Here is a 16258-nt window from a genome sequence, read left to right on the forward strand (position 1 = left end):
TCAACCCGGTCGCGATGGACGAAGGCCTGCGCTTCGCGATCCGCGAAGGCGGCCGCACCGTCGGCGCCGGCGTCGTCGCCAAGATCATCAAGTAATATGACGGGGCGGCCGCCAGTCGGTCGCCCGTCGCAGGCGGTTCAGACAGGCGAGCCGGCGACGGCTCGCCGTCGCCGTCTCAGGAAAACCGATATTTCTCTTACGTACGCCAGTAGCTCAATTGGCAGAGCAGCGGTCTCCAAAACCGCAGGTTGGGGGTTCGAGTCCCTCCTGGCGTGCCACTGGATGACGGGGCCGGAACCGGACCCGCGAAGAGCCGGATGAACAGCAAGGTCGAACAACACAACAGCGCCAGTGCCGGCGATATCGTCAAGTACGTCCTGGCCGTGGCCCTGGTGGCGGCCGGCGTGTTCGGTTACATCTGGTTCGACCAGTGGGCCGGTCCGCTGAGGGCCTTGCTGGTAGTCGCCGGCCTGCTGGCCGGTCTGGTCGTATTCTTCACCAGCGCCAAGGGCCTGCAGACCCGCGAGTTCCTCGCCGAGTCGCGCTTCGAGCTGCGCAAGGTGGTCTGGCCGACCCGCCAGGAAGCCCTGCGCACGACCTGGGTGGTGATGATCGCCGTGGTCGTGCTGAGCCTGATCCTGGCCGGCTTCGACTTCGTGATCCAGTTTGTGGTCAAGTCAATTTTGGGACGCTGAGCAGATGACGGAAAACAACAAGCGCTGGTACGTGGTCCACGCCTACTCGGGTTTCGAGAAGTCGGTGGCCCAGGCGCTGCGTGACCGCATCGCGCGCGCCGACATGGGTGATCGTTTCGGCGACGTCCTGGTCCCAACCGAGGAAGTCATCGAGATGCGCTCCGGCCAGAAGCGCCGCTCCGAGCGCAAGTTCTTTCCCGGCTATGTGCTGGTCCAGATCGCGACCCACGACGAGAGCGGCATTCCGCGCATCGACAGTGAGTGCTGGCACCTGATCAAGGAAACCCCGAAGGTCATGGGCTTCATCGGCGGCACCGCCGACCGTCCGCTGCCGATCGCCGACCACGAGGCCGACGCGATCCTGAACCGCGTTCAGGAAGGCGTTGCCAAGCCCAAGCCGAAGGTCCTGTTCGAAGCCGGCGAGATGGTCCGGGTCATCGACGGGCCGTTCAACGACTTCAACGGCGTGGTCGAGGAAATCAATTACGAGAAGAGCCGCCTGCGCGTCGCGGTGCTGATCTTCGGCCGCTCGACCCCGGTCGAGCTGGAGTTCGGGCAGGTCGAAAAGGCCTGAACCCGGTCCGGGGCGGACTGGTTCCAATCTGTCCTGGAAATCTGGTACTATTTCCGGCTCGCTACCGTCGGTGCGAGCCAAGACCCTTCCGGCCGCCGTCCTGGCGGCCGTCGGCGTGTCGGGGTTCCCGGTCGGCGGCCCGGCGGGCGCCCGCTTCGGCAGGGCGCCGCCGCGCGAAGATTTCAACGTGAAGCCGGGACACGCGATCCTCCCGGCCCGATGGGGAGCCTGAGACCTAGGCGCTAGCACCCGGAGAGCAAAGCAATGGCAAAGAAAGTAATCGGCTATATCAAGCTGCAGGTCAAGGCCGGTCAGGCCAACCCGTCGCCGCCGGTGGGCCCGGCCCTCGGTCAGCGCGGCCTGAACATCATGGAGTTCTGCAAGGCGTTCAACGCCGCCACGCAGAAGATGGAGCCGGGTCTCCCGATTCCGACCGTGATCACCGCCTACTCCGACCGCACCTTCACCTTCATCACCAAGACGCCGCCGGCGTCGATCCTGCTGAAGAAGGCCGTCGGCATCCAGTCGGGCTCCAAGCGCCCGAACACCGAGAAGGTGGGCAAGGTCACCCGCGCCCAGCTCGAGGAGATCGCCAAGGCGAAGGAGCCGGACCTGACCGCGGCCGACCTGGACGCCGCCGTCCGCACGATCGCGGGTTCCGCCCGCTCCATGGGCCTGGTGGTGGAGGGTTAAGACATGGCAATGACCAAGCGTGAGAAGGCCATCAAGGCCGCTGTCGTCCCGGGCAAGAGCTACGCCTTCGACGAAGCCATCAAGATCATCAAGACCGCGACCAAGGCCAAGTTCGTCGAGTCCGTCGACGTCGCCGTGCGCCTGGGCGTGGATGCGAAGAAGTCCGACCAGCAGGTCCGCGGTTCGACCGTGCTGCCGGCCGGTACCGGCAAGAGCGTGCGCGTTGCCGTGTTCGCCCCGGCGGGCGCCAAGGCCGAGGAGGCCCTGGCCGCCGGTGCCGACGTGGTCGGCATGGACGACCTGGCCGAGAAGATGCAGGCCGGTGACCTGAACTACGACGTCGTGATCGCGACCCCGGACGCCATGCGCGTCGTCGGCAAGCTGGGTCAGGTGCTGGGCCCGCGCGGCCTGATGCCGAACCCGAAGGTCGGCACCGTGTCCCCGAACCCGGGCGAGGCGGTGAAGAACGCCAAGGGCGGCCAGGTCCGTTACCGCACCGACAAGGCCGGCATCATTCACTGCACGATCGGCAAGGCCGATTTCGACGACGGTTCGCTGAAGGGCAACCTGGAGGCGCTGCTGGCCGACCTGATCAAGGCCAAGCCGGCGACCGCCAAGGGCCAGTACCTGCAGAAGATCTCGATCAGCTCGACGATGGGCCCCGGCGTTTCCGTCGACCAGTCGTCGCTGTCGCTGAAGTAATCGATCCAACGCCGCCCCCGGGATTGGGGGCGGCGGCAAGTTTTGAGGGCGTCGCAACGGCTCCGGCCGGCGCGATAGCCGTCAAAGACCGCAGGCGCGGTCAGCGCACATCGAAGGCGGACAGGGAGTCCCATTGGCATGGAGTCGCCATCGATGGAAGCGGGATCGCTTAATCCAGCTCCGCCAAGGGGCCGGGCCTGCGTAGATGGTTGCCGACCCTCCAAGGAACATGGAAACGGCCACCACCCGGAACGCCATCCCGGCGTTCCCGGCATCGGGCCAAACGATGCCGACCGAGGACCGTCATGCGCGATTCTGCGCGGGGCGGAATTGAAGTACGGAGGAGTGCAATGGCTCTCAATCTGACACAGAAGCAGGAAGTCGTTGCCGAACTGGCCGAGGTCGCCGCCAAGGCGCACTCGCTGGTCGCTTCTGAGTACCTGGGTCTCAGTGCAGGTCAGTTGACCGATCTGCGCAAGAAGGCTCGTGAACAGGGCGTGTTCCTGAAGGTTGCAAAGAACACGCTGGTTTCGCGCGCGGTGGAGAACACCGACTATGCGGTCGTCCAGGAAGATCTGGTCGGTCCGCTGATGTACGCCTTCTCGCAGGAAGACCCCGGTGCGGCCGGACGTCTGATCAAGGAGTTCGCCAAGGCGAACGACAAGCTGAAGCCGCGCATCGTCGCGATCGGCGGGCAGAAGTACCCGGGCACCCACGTGGATGTCCTGGCTTCGCTGCCGACCCGTGATGAAGCGCTGTCGATGCTGCTCAGCGTCATGGTCCAGCCCGCCACCCAGCTGGTCCGCTTGCTCAGCGAACCGGCCTCGCAGGTCACCCGCGTCATCAACGCGGCCGGCCAGGCGAAGGCGGCCTAAGCCACCCAGTTCGGTTTCGAATTTCCGGAACCCAAGTCGTTTCCAAACTATTTATCTGAGGTAAACACAATGTCCCTGTCCAACGAGCAGATCATCGAAGCGATCGCCGGCAAGACCCTCGTCGAGGTGATGGAGCTGGTGAAGGCGATGGAAGAGAAGTTCGGCGTGTCGGCTGCCGCTCCGGTTGCCGTTGCCGCCGCCCCGGCCGCTGGCGCCGCCGCCGCCGCCGAGGAGCAGACCGAGTTCACCGTCGTGCTGAAGGCCGCCGGCGACAAGAAGGTCGAGGTCATCAAGGTCGTCCGCGCCGTCACCGGCCTGGGCCTGAAGGAAGCCAAGGACATGGTCGAAGGCGCCCCGAAGGAGATCAAGGAAGGCCTGTCCAAGGACGACGCCGAGAAGATCAAGAAGGATCTCGAGGCCGCCGGCGCCAGCGCCGAGCTGAAGTAAGCAGTACTTGCGTCGCCGGCCACAACTGGCGACCACCCAAGGCTGGGGGCGAAAGCCCCCGGCCTTTGGCCGTTGTTGCAAGGCCGGGAATCCGCGTCTCCGATCCGATCGTTGATCGCGGGTGTTCCGGCTCCAGGCCGAGTTGGCAGTTGGAAGTAGCGGGAGAGGGCGTGCTGGTGCCGGCAATACCAGCGACTTCCAACTGGCGATTCCATCGGATCTCCGCGCGACGGAGTCCGACGAAACCACTTCCCCCAGGGCCGCGGACGCGCGGTCCGCTGAAAAGTCGAGGCGGTAGCTCACCATGACCACAGCTTCTACGTCGTATTCGTTCACCGAGAAGAAGCGCATCCGAAAGGATTTCGGCAAGCGCAAGTCCATCCTCGAGGTGCCGTTCCTGCTGGCGATCCAGGTCGACTCGTATCGCGAGTTCCTGCAGGAGCACACCGATTGGGCCAAGCGCGAGGACCGCGGCCTGCATGCCGCCCTGAAGTCGGTGTTTCCGATCGCCAGCTACAGCGGCAACGCCGCGCTGGAATACGTGGGCTACAAGCTCGGCGATCCGCCGTTCGACGAGCGCGAATGCCGTAACCGCGGCCTGAGCTACGGCGCGCCGCTGCGCGTGACCGTGCGCCTGGTGATCTACGACCGCGAGTCGTCGACCAAGGCGATCAAGTACGTGAAGGAGCAGGAGGTCTACATGGGCGAGATTCCGCTCATGACCGACAACGGCACCTTCATCGTCAACGGCACCGAGCGCGTCATCGTCTCGCAGCTGCACCGTTCGCCGGGCGTGTTCTTCGACCACGACCGCGGCAAGACCCACAGCTCGGGCAAGCTGCTGTACAGCGCCCGCATCATCCCCTACCGCGGTTCCTGGCTCGACTTCGAGTTCGACCCGAAGGATGGCCTGTTCACCCGTATCGACCGCCGCCGCAAGCTGCCGGTCACCATCCTGCTGCGCGCCCTGGGCTACAGCAACGAGGAGATGCTGGCCGAGTTCTTCGAGGTCAACACCTTCCACGTCGACCCCAGCGAAGGCGTCCAGCTCGAACTGGTGCCCGAGCGCCTGCGCGGCGAGACCCTGGACTTCGACCTGGCCGACGGCGACAACGTGATCGTCGAGGCCGGCCGCCGCATCACCGCGCGTCACGTCAAGCAGCTCGAGGCCTCCGGCATCGAGGCGCTGGCCGTGCCCGACGCCTACCTGGTCGGCCGCATTCTTTCGCACGACGTGATCGACACCGCGACCGGCGAGTTGATCGCCTCGGCCAACGACGAGATCACCGAGGAGCAGCTGGAGCTGTTCCGCAAGGCCGGCATCGAGAGCGTCGGCACGATCTGGGTCAACGACCTCGATCGCGGTCCGTACATCTCCAACACCCTGCGCATCGATCCGACCAAGACCCAGCTCGAGGCGCTGGTCGAGATCTACCGCATGATGCGTCCGGGCGAGCCGCCGACCAAGGACGCGGCGCAGAACCTGTTCCACAACCTGTTCTTCACCTTCGAGCGCTACGACCTGTCGGCCGTGGGCCGGATGAAGTTCAACCGCCGGATCGGCCGCAAGGAGACCGTCGGCGCCTCGGTCCTGTACGACGCCAAGTACTACGCCGACCGCAAGGACGAGGAGTCCAAGCGCCTGGTCGAGGAGTGCGGCGACTCGTCCGACATCCTGGACGTGATCAAGGTCCTGACCGAGATCCGCAACGGCCGCGGCATCGTCGACGACATCGATCACCTCGGCAACCGCCGCGTGCGTTCGGTCGGCGAGATGGCCGAGAACGTGTTCCGCGTGGGCCTGGTCCGCGTCGAGCGCGCGGTCAAGGAGCGCCTGTCGATGGCCGAGTCCGAGGGCCTGACTCCGCAGGAGCTGATCAACGCCAAGCCTGTCGCCGCCGCGATCAAGGAGTTCTTCGGTTCCTCGCAGCTGTCGCAGTTCATGGACCAGAACAACCCGCTGTCGGAGGTCACCCACAAGCGCCGCGTCTCGGCGCTGGGCCCGGGCGGCCTGACCCGCGAGCGCGCCGGCTTCGAGGTGCGCGACGTGCACCCGACCCATTACGGCCGCGTCTGCACCATCGAGACCCCGGAAGGCCCGAACATCGGCCTGATCAACTCGCTGGCGGTGTTCGCCCGCACCAACAAGTACGGCTTCCTCGAGACCCCGTACCGCAAGGTCATCGACGGCAAGGTCACCGACGAGATCGAGTACCTGTCGGCGATCGAGGAGAACGAGTACGTCATCGCCCAGGCCAACGCCGAGCAGGACGAGAAGGGCAGGCTTGTCGCCCAGTTCGTCGCCTGCCGCCACGCCGGCGAGTCGCTGCTCAAGCCGCCGAGCGAGGTCGACTACATGGACGTCTCGCCGATGCAGACCGTGTCGGTCGCGGCGGCGCTGGTGCCGTTCCTGGAGCACGATGACGCCAACCGCGCACTGATGGGCGCGAACATGCAGCGCCAGGCGGTGCCGACGCTGCGCGCGCAGAAGCCGCTGGTCGGTACCGGCATCGAGCGCGCGGTGGCGCGCGACTCGGGCGTGACCGTGAACGCGCGGCGCGGCGGCGTGATCGAGCAGATCGACGCCGGTCGCATCGTGGTCAAGGTCAACGAGGAGGAGATCTCCGGCGAGACCGATGCCGGCGTCGACATCTACAGCCTGATCAAGTACACCCGCTCGAACCAGAACACCTGCATCAACCAGCGCCCGCTGGTCAGCGTGGGTGACGTGATCGCGCGCGGCGACGTGCTGGCCGACGGTCCCTCGACCGACATCGGCGAGCTGGCCCTGGGCCAGAACATGCTGGTCGCGTTCATGCCGTGGAACGGCTACAACTTCGAGGACTCGATCCTGCTCTCCGAGCGTGTGGTCGAGGAGGATCGCTACACCACGATCCACATCGAGGAGCTGACCTGCGTCGCCCGCGACACCAAGCTGGGTCCGGAGGAGATCTCCGCCGACATCCCGAACGTCTCCGAGAGCGCGCTCAACCGTCTCGACGAGTCGGGCGTGGTCTACATCGGCGCCGAGGTGCGTGCCGGCGACATCCTGGTCGGCAAGGTCACGCCGAAGGGCGAGAGCCAGCTGACCCCGGAAGAGAAGCTGCTGCGCGCGATCTTCGGCGAAAAGGCGTCCGACGTTAAGGACAGCTCGCTGCGCGTGCCGCCGGGCATGGACGGCACCGTCATCGACGTGCAGGTCTTCACCCGCGACGGCATCGAGAAGGACAAGCGCGCCAAGCTGATCGAGGACACCGAGATCCGCCGCGTCAAGAAGGACTTCGACGATCAGTTCCGGATCCTGGAGAGCGCGATCTACGCGCGTCTGCGCGGCCAGCTGATCGGCAGGGTCGCCAACGGCGGCCCGGGCCTGAAGAAGGGCGACACCGTCACCAGCCTGGTGCTGGACGGCCTGGCCAAGAAGGACTGGTTCGGCCTGCGCATGAAGGACGAGGAAGCGGTCGAGGCGATCGAGCGCGCGCAGAAGCAGATCGAGGTCCACGAGAAGGAGTTCGAGCGCCGTTTCGCCGACAAGCGCGCCAAGATCACCCAGGGCGACGATCTCGCCCCGGGCGTGCTGAAGATGGTCAAGGTGTTCCTGGCGGTGAAGCGCCGCATCCAGCCGGGCGACAAGATGGCCGGCCGTCACGGCAACAAGGGTGTCGTGTCGACCATCGTGCCGGTCGAGGACATGCCGTACATGGCCACCGGCGAGTCGGTGGACATCGTCCTCAACCCGCTGGGCGTGCCGAGCCGCATGAACATCGGCCAGATCCTCGAGACCCACCTGGGATGGGCCGCCAAGGGCCTGGGCCGCAAGATCCAGGCGATGCTCGAGGCGCAGGCCAAGATCGCCGAGCTGCGCAAGTTCCTCGACGAGATCTACAACCACGACGGCAAGCTGATCGGCGAACGCGTCGACCTGGGCCAGTTCTCCGACGAGGAGCTGCTGAACCTGGCGCGCAATCTCACCGACGGCGTGCCGATGGCGACCCCGGTGTTCGACGGCGCCGCCGAGGCCGAGATCAAGACGATGCTCGCGCTCGCCGACCTGCCCAGCAGCGGCCAGACCCAGCTGTTCGACGGTCGCACCGGCGAGGCGTTCGATCGTCACACCACGGTCGGCTACATGCACATGCTGAAGCTGAACCACCTGGTCGACGACAAGATGCACGCCCGCTCGACCGGCCCGTACTCGCTCGTCACCCAGCAGCCGCTGGGCGGCAAGGCGCAGTTCGGCGGCCAGCGCTTCGGTGAGATGGAAGTCTGGGCGCTGGAAGCCTACGGCGCGGCCTACACCCTGCAGGAAATGCTGACGGTGAAGTCCGACGACGTGCAGGGCCGCAACCAGATGTACAAGAACATCGTCGACGGCGAATACGAAATGGTGGCCGGCATGCCGGAGTCCTTCAACGTCCTGGTGAAGGAAATCCGATCGCTCGCGATCAACATGGAACTGGAAGAAAACTGATCGCTGCCGCCGCCTGAGGAGATATCCCGATGAAAGATTTGCTCAACCTGTTCAACCAGCAGCGGCCGGCGCTCGACTTCGACGCGATCAAGATCGCGTTGGCGTCGCCCGACCTGATCCGTTCGTGGTCGTTCGGCGAGGTCAAGAAGCCCGAGACGATCAACTACCGCACCTTCAAGCCGGAGCGTGACGGCCTGTTCTGCGCCGCGATCTTCGGACCGGTCAAGGACTACGAGTGCCTGTGCGGCAAGTACAAGCGCATGAAGCACCGTGGCGTGGTCTGCGAGAAGTGCGGCACCGAGGTCACCCTGGCCAAGGTCCGCCGCGAGCGCATGGGCCACATCGACCTGGCCAGCCCGGTCGCGCACATCTGGTTCCTGAAGTCGCTGCCGTCGCGCATCGGCCTGATGCTCGACATGACCCTGCGCGACATCGAGCGCATCCTGTACTTCGAGGCCTTCGTGGTCACCGAGCCGGGCCTGACGCCGATGGAACGCGGCATGCTGCTCACCGAAGAGCAGTACATGCAGGCGCGCCAGGAGCATGGCGACGACTTCGAGGCCGCGATGGGCGCCGAGGCGGTCTACGACCTGCTGCGCACGATCGACCTGCAGGCCGAGATGCTGCAGCTGAAGGAAGACGTCGCCGCGACCGGTTCGGAGACCAAGCTCAAGCGTCTGACCAAGCGGATCAAGCTGATCGAGGCGTTCCTGGAGTCCGGCAACCGTCCGGAGTGGATGGTCATGACCGTGCTGCCGGTGCTGCCGCCGGACCTGCGTCCGCTGGTCCCGCTGGACGGCGGGCGCTTCGCGACCTCCGACCTGAACGACCTGTACCGCCGCGTCATCAACCGCAACAACCGCCTGCGTCGCCTGCTCGAGCTCAACGCGCCCGACATCATCGTGCGCAACGAGAAGCGCATGCTGCAGGAGTCGGTGGATGCGCTGATGGACAACGGCCGCCGCGGCCGCGCCATCACCGGCACCAACAAGCGCCCGCTCAAGTCGCTGGCCGACATGATCAAGGGCAAGCAGGGCCGCTTCCGCCAGAACCTGCTCGGCAAGCGCGTCGACTACTCCGGCCGTTCGGTCATCGTGGTCGGCCCGTACCTGAAGCTGCACCAGTGCGGCCTGCCGAAGAAGATGGCGCTGGAGCTGTTCAAGCCGTTCATCTTCGCCAAGCTGCAGCGCCGTGGCCTGGCCACGACGATCAAGGCGGCCAAGAAGCTGGTCGAGCGCGAAGAGGCCGAGGTGTGGGACATCCTCGAAGAGGTGATCCGCGAGCATCCGGTGCTGCTGAACCGCGCGCCGACCCTGCACCGTCTCGGTATCCAGGCGTTCGAGCCGGTGCTGATCGAGGGCAAGGCGATCCAGCTGCACCCGCTGGTCTGCACCGCGTTCAACGCCGACTTCGACGGTGACCAGATGGCCGTGCACGTCCCGCTGAGCCTGGAGGCCCAGCTGGAAGCGCGTGCGCTGATGATGTCGTCGAACAACATCCTGTCGCCGGCGAACGGCGAGCCGATCATCGTGCCGTCGCAGGACGTCGTGCTCGGCCTGTACTACATGACCCGCGCCCTGGAGAACAAGAAGGGCGAGGGCATGGTGTTCGCCAACGTCGCCGAGGTGAAGCGCGCGTACGACAACCGCGTCGTCGAGCTGCACGCCAAGGTCAAGGTGCGTCTGACCCAGACCGTGATCGACGAGCAGGGCAACCGCGAGAAGGTGACCTCGGTGGTCGACACCACCGTCGGCCGTGCGCTGCTGCACGAGATCCTGCCCGACGGCCTGCCGTTCGAGCTGGCCAACACCGAGCTGGTCAAGAAGAACATCAGCCGCCTGATCAACTCGTGCTACCGCATGCTCGGCCTGAAGGACACCGTGGTGTTCGCCGACAAGCTGATGTACACCGGCTTCGCCTATGCGACCCGCGCCGGCGTCTCCATCGGCATCGACGACATGGTGATCCCGGACGAGAAGAAGGACATCCTCGGCGAGGCCGAGGGCGAGGTGCTGGAGATCCAGGAGCAGTACCAGTCGGGTCTGGTCACCGCCGGCGAGCGCTACAACAAGGTGGTCGACATCTGGTCGCGCACCAACGAGCGCATCGCCAAGGCGATGATGGACGCGATCGGCACCGACAAGGTCGCCAACGCCAAGGGCGAGACCGTCGCCCAGAAGTCGATGAACTCGCTGTACATCATGGCCGACTCCGGCGCGCGTGGTTCGCAGGCGCAGATCCGTCAGCTGGCCGGCATGCGCGGCCTGATGGCGCGTCCGGACGGCTCGATCATCGAGACCCCGATCAAGGCGAACTTCCGCGAAGGCCTGAACGTGCAGGAGTACTTCAACTCCACCCACGGTGCCCGTAAGGGTCTGGCCGATACCGCGCTGAAGACGGCGAACTCGGGTTACCTGACCCGTCGTCTGGTCGACGTGGCCCAGGACGTGGTGATCACCGAGGACGACTGCGGCACCCTGGCCGGTCTGACCATGACCCCGATCGTCGAAGGCGGCGACGTGGTCGAGCCGCTGCGCGAGCGCGTGCTGGGCCGCATCGTGGCCGAGGACGTGTTCCTGCCGGGCGACGACGAGGAGCCGATCGTCACCCGCAACACCCTGCTCGACGAGGCCTGGGTGCAGAAGCTGGAAGAGGCCGGCGTGCAGGCGATCAAGGTCCGTTCGACCATCACCTGCGAATCCGCGTTCGGCGTCTGCGCGCACTGCTACGGGCGCGATCTGGCCCGCGGCCACCTGGTCAACCACGGCGAGGCGGTCGGTGTCGTCGCCGCGCAGTCGATCGGCGAGCCGGGCACGCAGCTGACCATGCGTACCTTCCACATCGGTGGTGCGGCTTCGCGTGCGGCGGCGATCGACAACGTGACGGTCAAGACCACCGGTTCGATCAAGTTCAACAACCTCAAGCACGTCAAGCACGCCAACGGCCACCTGGTCGCGGTGTCGCGTTCGGGCGAACTGTCGATCCTCGACAGCCACGGCCGCGAGCGCGAGCGCTACAAGCTGCCCTACGGCGCGAACGTGTCGGTCGACGACGGCGGCGCGGTCAAGGCCGGCCAGCAGGTCGCGAACTGGGATCCGCACAACCACCCGATCGTTTCGGAAGTCGCCGGTTTCGTGCGCTTCGTCGATTTCGTCGACGGCGTCACCGTGATCGAGAAGACCGACGAGCTGACCGGTCTGGCCTCGCGCGAGATCACCGATCCGAAGCGTCGCGGCTCGGCCGGCAAGGACCTGCGTCCGCTGGTCCGCATCGTCGACAAGAAGGGCAACGACCTGAGCATCCCGGGCACCGACCTGCCGGCGCAGTACCTGCTGCCGCCGCGCTCGGTCGTCAACCTGCAGGACGGCGACGCCGTCGGCGTGGGTGACGTGGTCGCCAAGATCCCGCAGGAAGCGTCCAAGACCCGCGACATCACCGGTGGTCTGCCGCGCGTGGCCGACCTGTTCGAGGCGCGCAAGCCCAAGGATCCGGCGATCCTGGCCGAGCGTTCGGGCGTGGTCAGCTTCGGCAAGGACACCAAGGGCAAGCAGCGTCTGATCATCAAGGATGCGGACGGCAGCGAGCACGAGGAGCTGATTCCGAAGTACCGCCAGATCATCGTGTTCGAAGGCGAGCACGTGGAGAAGGGTGAGACCGTGGTGGACGGCGAGCCGAGCCCGCAGGACATCCTGCGCCTGCTGGGTGTCGAGCCGCTGGCGGTCTACCTGACCAAGGAGATCCAGGACGTCTACCGCCTGCAGGGCGTGAAGATCAACGACAAGCACATCGAGGTGATCGTTCGCCAGATGCTGCGCAAGGTCGAGATCACCGACCAGGGCGACAGCAAGTTCCTCAATGGCGAGCAGGTCGAGCGCCAGCGCCTGGTCGAGGAGAATGCGCGCCTGGCCGGCAAGGACGAGATCCTGGCCCAGTACGATCCGGTCCTGCTGGGCATCACCAAGGCCTCGCTGGCGACCGAGTCGTTCATCTCGGCGGCGTCGTTCCAGGAGACCACCCGCGTGCTGACCGAGGCGGCCGTTCGCGGCACCCGCGACAGCTTGCGTGGCCTGAAGGAGAACGTCATCGTCGGCCGCCTGATTCCAGCGGGCACCGGTCTGGCGTACCATACGCAGCGTCGCCGCGGCGCCACCGGTCTCACCGAGTCCGAGATGGAGGCCCTGGCCGCGCCGGTCGTGGCCGAGGTCGTGGACGAAGTCGCCGAGTCCGGCGAGGAGTCCAGCGCTTCCTGAGCGCACAGCGGTAACCGCGCCCCCACGGGGGCGCCCCAGATCACGAAATGAGGCGCAGGGAGCGCCTCGTGTTCGGCCCAGGGAGGGCGGGATCGCAGCACCGTCGCCCCGGAACCTGTCCGCAGGTTCCGGGGTGGTTGTTGGTCATGCGTTGACGGTATCGTCAAACGCAGGCTATACTTTTCCGTCTCGGTGAGCTGGGAGTGTCCCGGCTTGCCGTTCGTTTTCACGTCGGGGTGTTGCCTGGTTGAATCGGGCCCGCCCTCCCAGCAAAGAGTTCCTGATGGCAACGATCAATCAGCTGGTCCGCAAGCCGCGGCAGGCCGCTACCTACAAGAGCGCCTCGCCGGCGCTGGCCAATTGCCCGCAGCGTCGCGGCGTCTGCACCCGCGTCTACACCACCACCCCGAAGAAGCCGAACTCGGCGATGCGCAAGGTGGCCAAGGTTCGTCTGACCAACGGTTACGAGGTCATCTCGTACATCGGCGGCGAGGGCCACAACCTGCAGGAGCACTCGGTGGTCCTGATCCGCGGCGGCCGCGTCAAGGATCTGCCCGGCGTGCGCTACCACACCGTGCGTGGCTCGCTCGACGCCGCCGGCGTCGCCAAGCGTCGCCAGCGTCGCTCCAAGTACGGCGCCAAGCGCCCGAAGTCCTGAGGAATTTGATCCATGTCGCGTAAAGGTTCCGCCCCGCAGCGTTCCGTCCTGCCTGATCCCAAGCACGGCAGCGAGACGATCGCGCGTTTCATCAACATGGTCATGAAGAGCGGCAAGAAGTCGGTCGCCGAGAAGATCGTCTATGGCGCCATGGACGTCATCGGCGAGAAGAACGACGCTCCGCTGGAGCTGGTCGAGAAGGCCCTGGGCAACGTGTCCCCGGCCGTCGAGGTGAAGTCCCGCCGCGTCGGCGGCGCCACCTACCAGGTCCCCGTCGAGGTCCGCGCGTCGCGCCGCATGGCGCTGGCGATGCGCTGGCTGATCGAGTCCGCCCGCAAGCGCGGCGAGAACAGCATGCCGCGCAAGCTGGCCGCCGAGCTGATCGACGCCTCCGAGAACCGCGGCGGTGCGATCAAGAAGCGTGAGGAAACCCACCGTATGGCCGAAGCCAACAAGGCGTTCGCGCACTACCGCTGGTGATCCGGGCAACCTTCGCGGGTCACCGCGGAGGCGTCTGAAGGCGACCTTGCGGCCGCCACGGCGACGACAACGCCGCCTTACGAACCGGATGCCGCCGTCAGGCGGCGTCCGGCCATCTGGAATTCGAAAACTTACGAGAGGGTCCCGTGGCTCGCACCACTCCCATCGAGCGTTACCGCAACTTCGGCATCATGGCCCACATCGATGCCGGCAAGACCACCACGTCAGAGCGCATCCTGTTCTACACCGGTGTCAGCCACAAGATCGGCGAGGTCCACGACGGCGCCGCCGTGATGGACTGGATGGAGCAGGAGCAGGAGCGCGGCATCACCATCACGTCCGCCGCCACCACGGCGTTCTGGACGGGCATGGACAAGTCGATGCCGCAGCACCGTCTGAACATCATCGACACCCCGGGCCACGTCGACTTCACCATCGAGGTGGAGCGTTCGCTGCGCGTGCTCGACGGTGCGGTGTTCGTGCTGTGCGCGGTCGGTGGCGTGCAGCCGCAGTCCGAGACCGTGTGGCGCCAGGCCAACAAGTATCGCGTGCCGCGGATGGCGTTCGTCAACAAGATGGACCGTACCGGCGCGAACTTCGAGAAGGTCGTCGAGCAGCTGAAGACCCGCCTGGGCGCCTACCCGGTGCCGATGCAGGTGCCGGTCGGCGCCGAGGACAACTTCGAGGGCGTGATCGACCTGGTCAAGATGAAGGCGATCCATTGGGACGCCGCCTCCCAGGGCACCGTGTTCGAGTACCGCGACATCCCGGCCGACCTCGCCGACAAGTGCGCCGAGGCCCGCAGCTTCATGGTCGAGGCCGCGGCCGAGGCCAGCGAAGAGCTGATGGACAAGTACCTCAATGACGGCGACCTGTCCGAGGCCGACATCCTGTCGGGCCTGCGCCAGCGCACCCTGAAGGTCGAGATCGTGCCGGTCTTCTGCGGCACCGCGTTCAAGAACAAGGGCGTGCAGGCCATGCTCGACGGCGTGATCCAGCTGCTGCCGTCGCCGGTCGACGTGCCGGCGGTGCAGGGCGTCGACGAGGACGAGAAGGAAGCGACCCGTCCGGCCGACGACAAGGCGCCGTTCTCGGCGCTGGCGTTCAAGATCATGACCGACCCGTTCGTGGGCTCGCTGACCTTCTTCCGCGTCTACTCGGGCGTGCTCAACTCCGGCGACCAGGTCTACAACCCGGTCAAGTCGAAGAAGGAGCGCGTGGGCCGCATCCTGCAGATGCACTCCAACAACCGCGAGGAGATCAAGGAAGTCCGCGCCGGCGACATCGCCGCGGCCGTGGGCCTGAAGGACGTCACCACCGGTGACACCCTGTGCGCCCAGGACAACGTGATCACCCTCGAGCGGATGACCTTCCCGGAGCCGGTGATCTCGATGGCGGTCGAGCCGAAGACCAAGTCGGACCAGGAGAAGATGGGCATCGCCCTGGGCCGCCTGGCGCAGGAGGATCCGTCCTTCCGCGTGCGCACCGACGAGGAATCCGGTCAGACCATCATCGCCGGCATGGGCGAGCTGCACCTGGACATCCTGGTCGACCGCATGAAGCGCGAGTTCAACGTCGAGGCCAATGTCGGCAAGCCGCAGGTCGCGTACCGCGAGACCATCCGCAAGCCGATCAAGGTCGAGGGCAAGTTCGTCCGTCAGTCCGGCGGTAAGGGTCAGTTCGGCCACGTCTGGCTCGAGATGGAGCCGAACGAGCAGGGCGGCGGTTACGTGTTCGACAACGCCATCGTCGGCGGCGTCGTGCCGAAGGAGTACATCCCGGCGGTCGACAAGGGCATCCAGGAGGCCGCCGCCAACGGCGTGCTCGCCGGCTACCCGGTCGTCGACGTCAAGATCAAGCTCGTCGATGGTTCGTACCACGAGGTCGACTCCTCGGAAATGGCGTTCAAGATCGCCGGCTCGATGGCGTTCAAGGAAGGCTTCATGAAGGCCAGTCCGGTCCTGCTGGAGCCGATGATGAAGGTCGAGATCGTCACCCCCGAGGAGTACCTCGGCGACGTGATGGGCGACGTGAGCCGTCGTCGCGGCATGCTGGAAGGCCAGGACGACAGCCCGTCGGGCAAGATCATCAACGCCAAGATTCCGCTGGGCGAGATGTTCGGTTACGCGACCACCCTGCGCTCGATGTCGCAGGGCCGCGCGACCTTCACGATGGAATTCGACCATTACGCCGAGGCGCCGGCCAACATCGCCGAAGCCGCGAGCAAGAAGAACTGAGTCGTGCCGGCTACGGCCGGCACTCTCGATCAACAAACACGCATAGACAATAAAAGGTAGATAACCATGGCTAAGGGTAAGTTCGAGCGCACCAAGCCGCACGTGAACGTCGGCACGATCGGCCACGTTGACCACGGCAAGACCACGCTGACGGCAGCGCTGACGAAGGTGGGCGC

Annotated in this window: 13 protein-coding genes and 1 tRNA gene; all 14 read left to right on the forward strand. The window is 65.9% G+C overall.

All coding sequences use genetic code 11. From position 1 onward, the window contains the following. Positions 1-95 (forward strand): EF-Tu C-terminal domain-related protein (locus tag FKV24_RS07945; protein WP_017171215.1); only part of this gene is annotated, 95 nt, incomplete at its 5' end. A gap of 107 nt (positions 96-202) precedes the next feature. Continuing rightward, positions 203-278, forward strand: a tRNA-Trp gene (locus tag FKV24_RS07950). A 39-nt stretch (positions 279-317) separates the two neighbouring features. Next, positions 318-695, forward strand: a complete 378-nt coding sequence (gene secE, locus FKV24_RS07955; RefSeq protein ID WP_111267091.1) for a preprotein translocase subunit SecE — start codon at positions 318-320, stop codon at positions 693-695. Positions 696-699: 4 nt separating this feature from the next. Continuing rightward, the gene (gene nusG, locus FKV24_RS07960; RefSeq protein ID WP_141481999.1) at positions 700-1269 is read left to right on the forward strand and encodes a transcription termination/antitermination protein NusG; all 570 of its coding nucleotides are present in this window, start codon (positions 700-702) and stop codon (positions 1267-1269) included. 264 nt (positions 1270-1533) lie between these two features. Then, positions 1534-1962 carry a 50S ribosomal protein L11 gene (rplK, locus tag FKV24_RS07965; RefSeq protein ID WP_111267089.1) on the forward strand — a complete coding sequence of 143 codons (429 nt, stop codon included), beginning with the start codon at positions 1534-1536 and terminating at the stop codon, positions 1960-1962. Positions 1963-1965: 3 nt separating this feature from the next. Then, entirely contained in the window at positions 1966-2664 is a 699-nt protein-coding gene (rplA, locus tag FKV24_RS07970) for a 50S ribosomal protein L1 (protein ID WP_111267088.1), read from the forward strand. 350 nt (positions 2665-3014) lie between these two features. Next, positions 3015-3539: a 50S ribosomal protein L10 gene (rplJ, locus tag FKV24_RS07975; protein WP_111267087.1), complete on the forward strand. Its 525-nt coding sequence runs from the start codon at positions 3015-3017 to the stop codon at positions 3537-3539. 69 nt (positions 3540-3608) lie between these two features. After that, a complete protein-coding gene (rplL, locus tag FKV24_RS07980) occupies positions 3609-3986 on the forward strand; it encodes a 50S ribosomal protein L7/L12 (protein ID WP_141482000.1) in 378 nt (125 codons plus the stop codon). A 304-nt stretch (positions 3987-4290) separates the two neighbouring features. Next, positions 4291-8457 (forward strand): DNA-directed RNA polymerase subunit beta, encoded by a 4167-nt coding sequence (gene rpoB / locus FKV24_RS07985; RefSeq protein ID WP_111267085.1) that lies wholly within the window; start codon positions 4291-4293, stop codon positions 8455-8457. A 29-nt stretch (positions 8458-8486) separates the two neighbouring features. Beyond that, the gene (gene rpoC / locus FKV24_RS07990) at positions 8487-12707 is read left to right on the forward strand and encodes a DNA-directed RNA polymerase subunit beta' (protein WP_141482001.1); all 4221 of its coding nucleotides are present in this window, start codon (positions 8487-8489) and stop codon (positions 12705-12707) included. Positions 12708-12990: 283 nt separating this feature from the next. Further along, entirely contained in the window at positions 12991-13365 is a 375-nt protein-coding gene (rpsL, locus tag FKV24_RS07995; protein ID WP_111267083.1) for a 30S ribosomal protein S12, read from the forward strand. 12 nt (positions 13366-13377) lie between these two features. Beyond that, complete coding sequence (gene rpsG / locus FKV24_RS08000; RefSeq protein ID WP_111267082.1) at positions 13378-13845, forward strand: 30S ribosomal protein S7; 468 nt, start codon at positions 13378-13380, stop codon at positions 13843-13845. Positions 13846-13991: 146 nt separating this feature from the next. After that, entirely contained in the window at positions 13992-16082 is a 2091-nt protein-coding gene (gene fusA / locus FKV24_RS08005; RefSeq protein ID WP_111267081.1) for an elongation factor G, read from the forward strand. Between the two features lie 66 nt (positions 16083-16148). Continuing rightward, a partial coding sequence (locus FKV24_RS08010) for a GTP-binding protein (protein WP_137835413.1) occupies positions 16149-16258 on the forward strand: 110 nt, incomplete at its 3' end.

Origin of the sequence: Marilutibacter maris, from assembly GCF_006546735.2 — a bacterium.
GTDB classification, from domain to species: domain Bacteria; phylum Pseudomonadota; class Gammaproteobacteria; order Xanthomonadales; family Xanthomonadaceae; genus Marilutibacter; species Marilutibacter maris.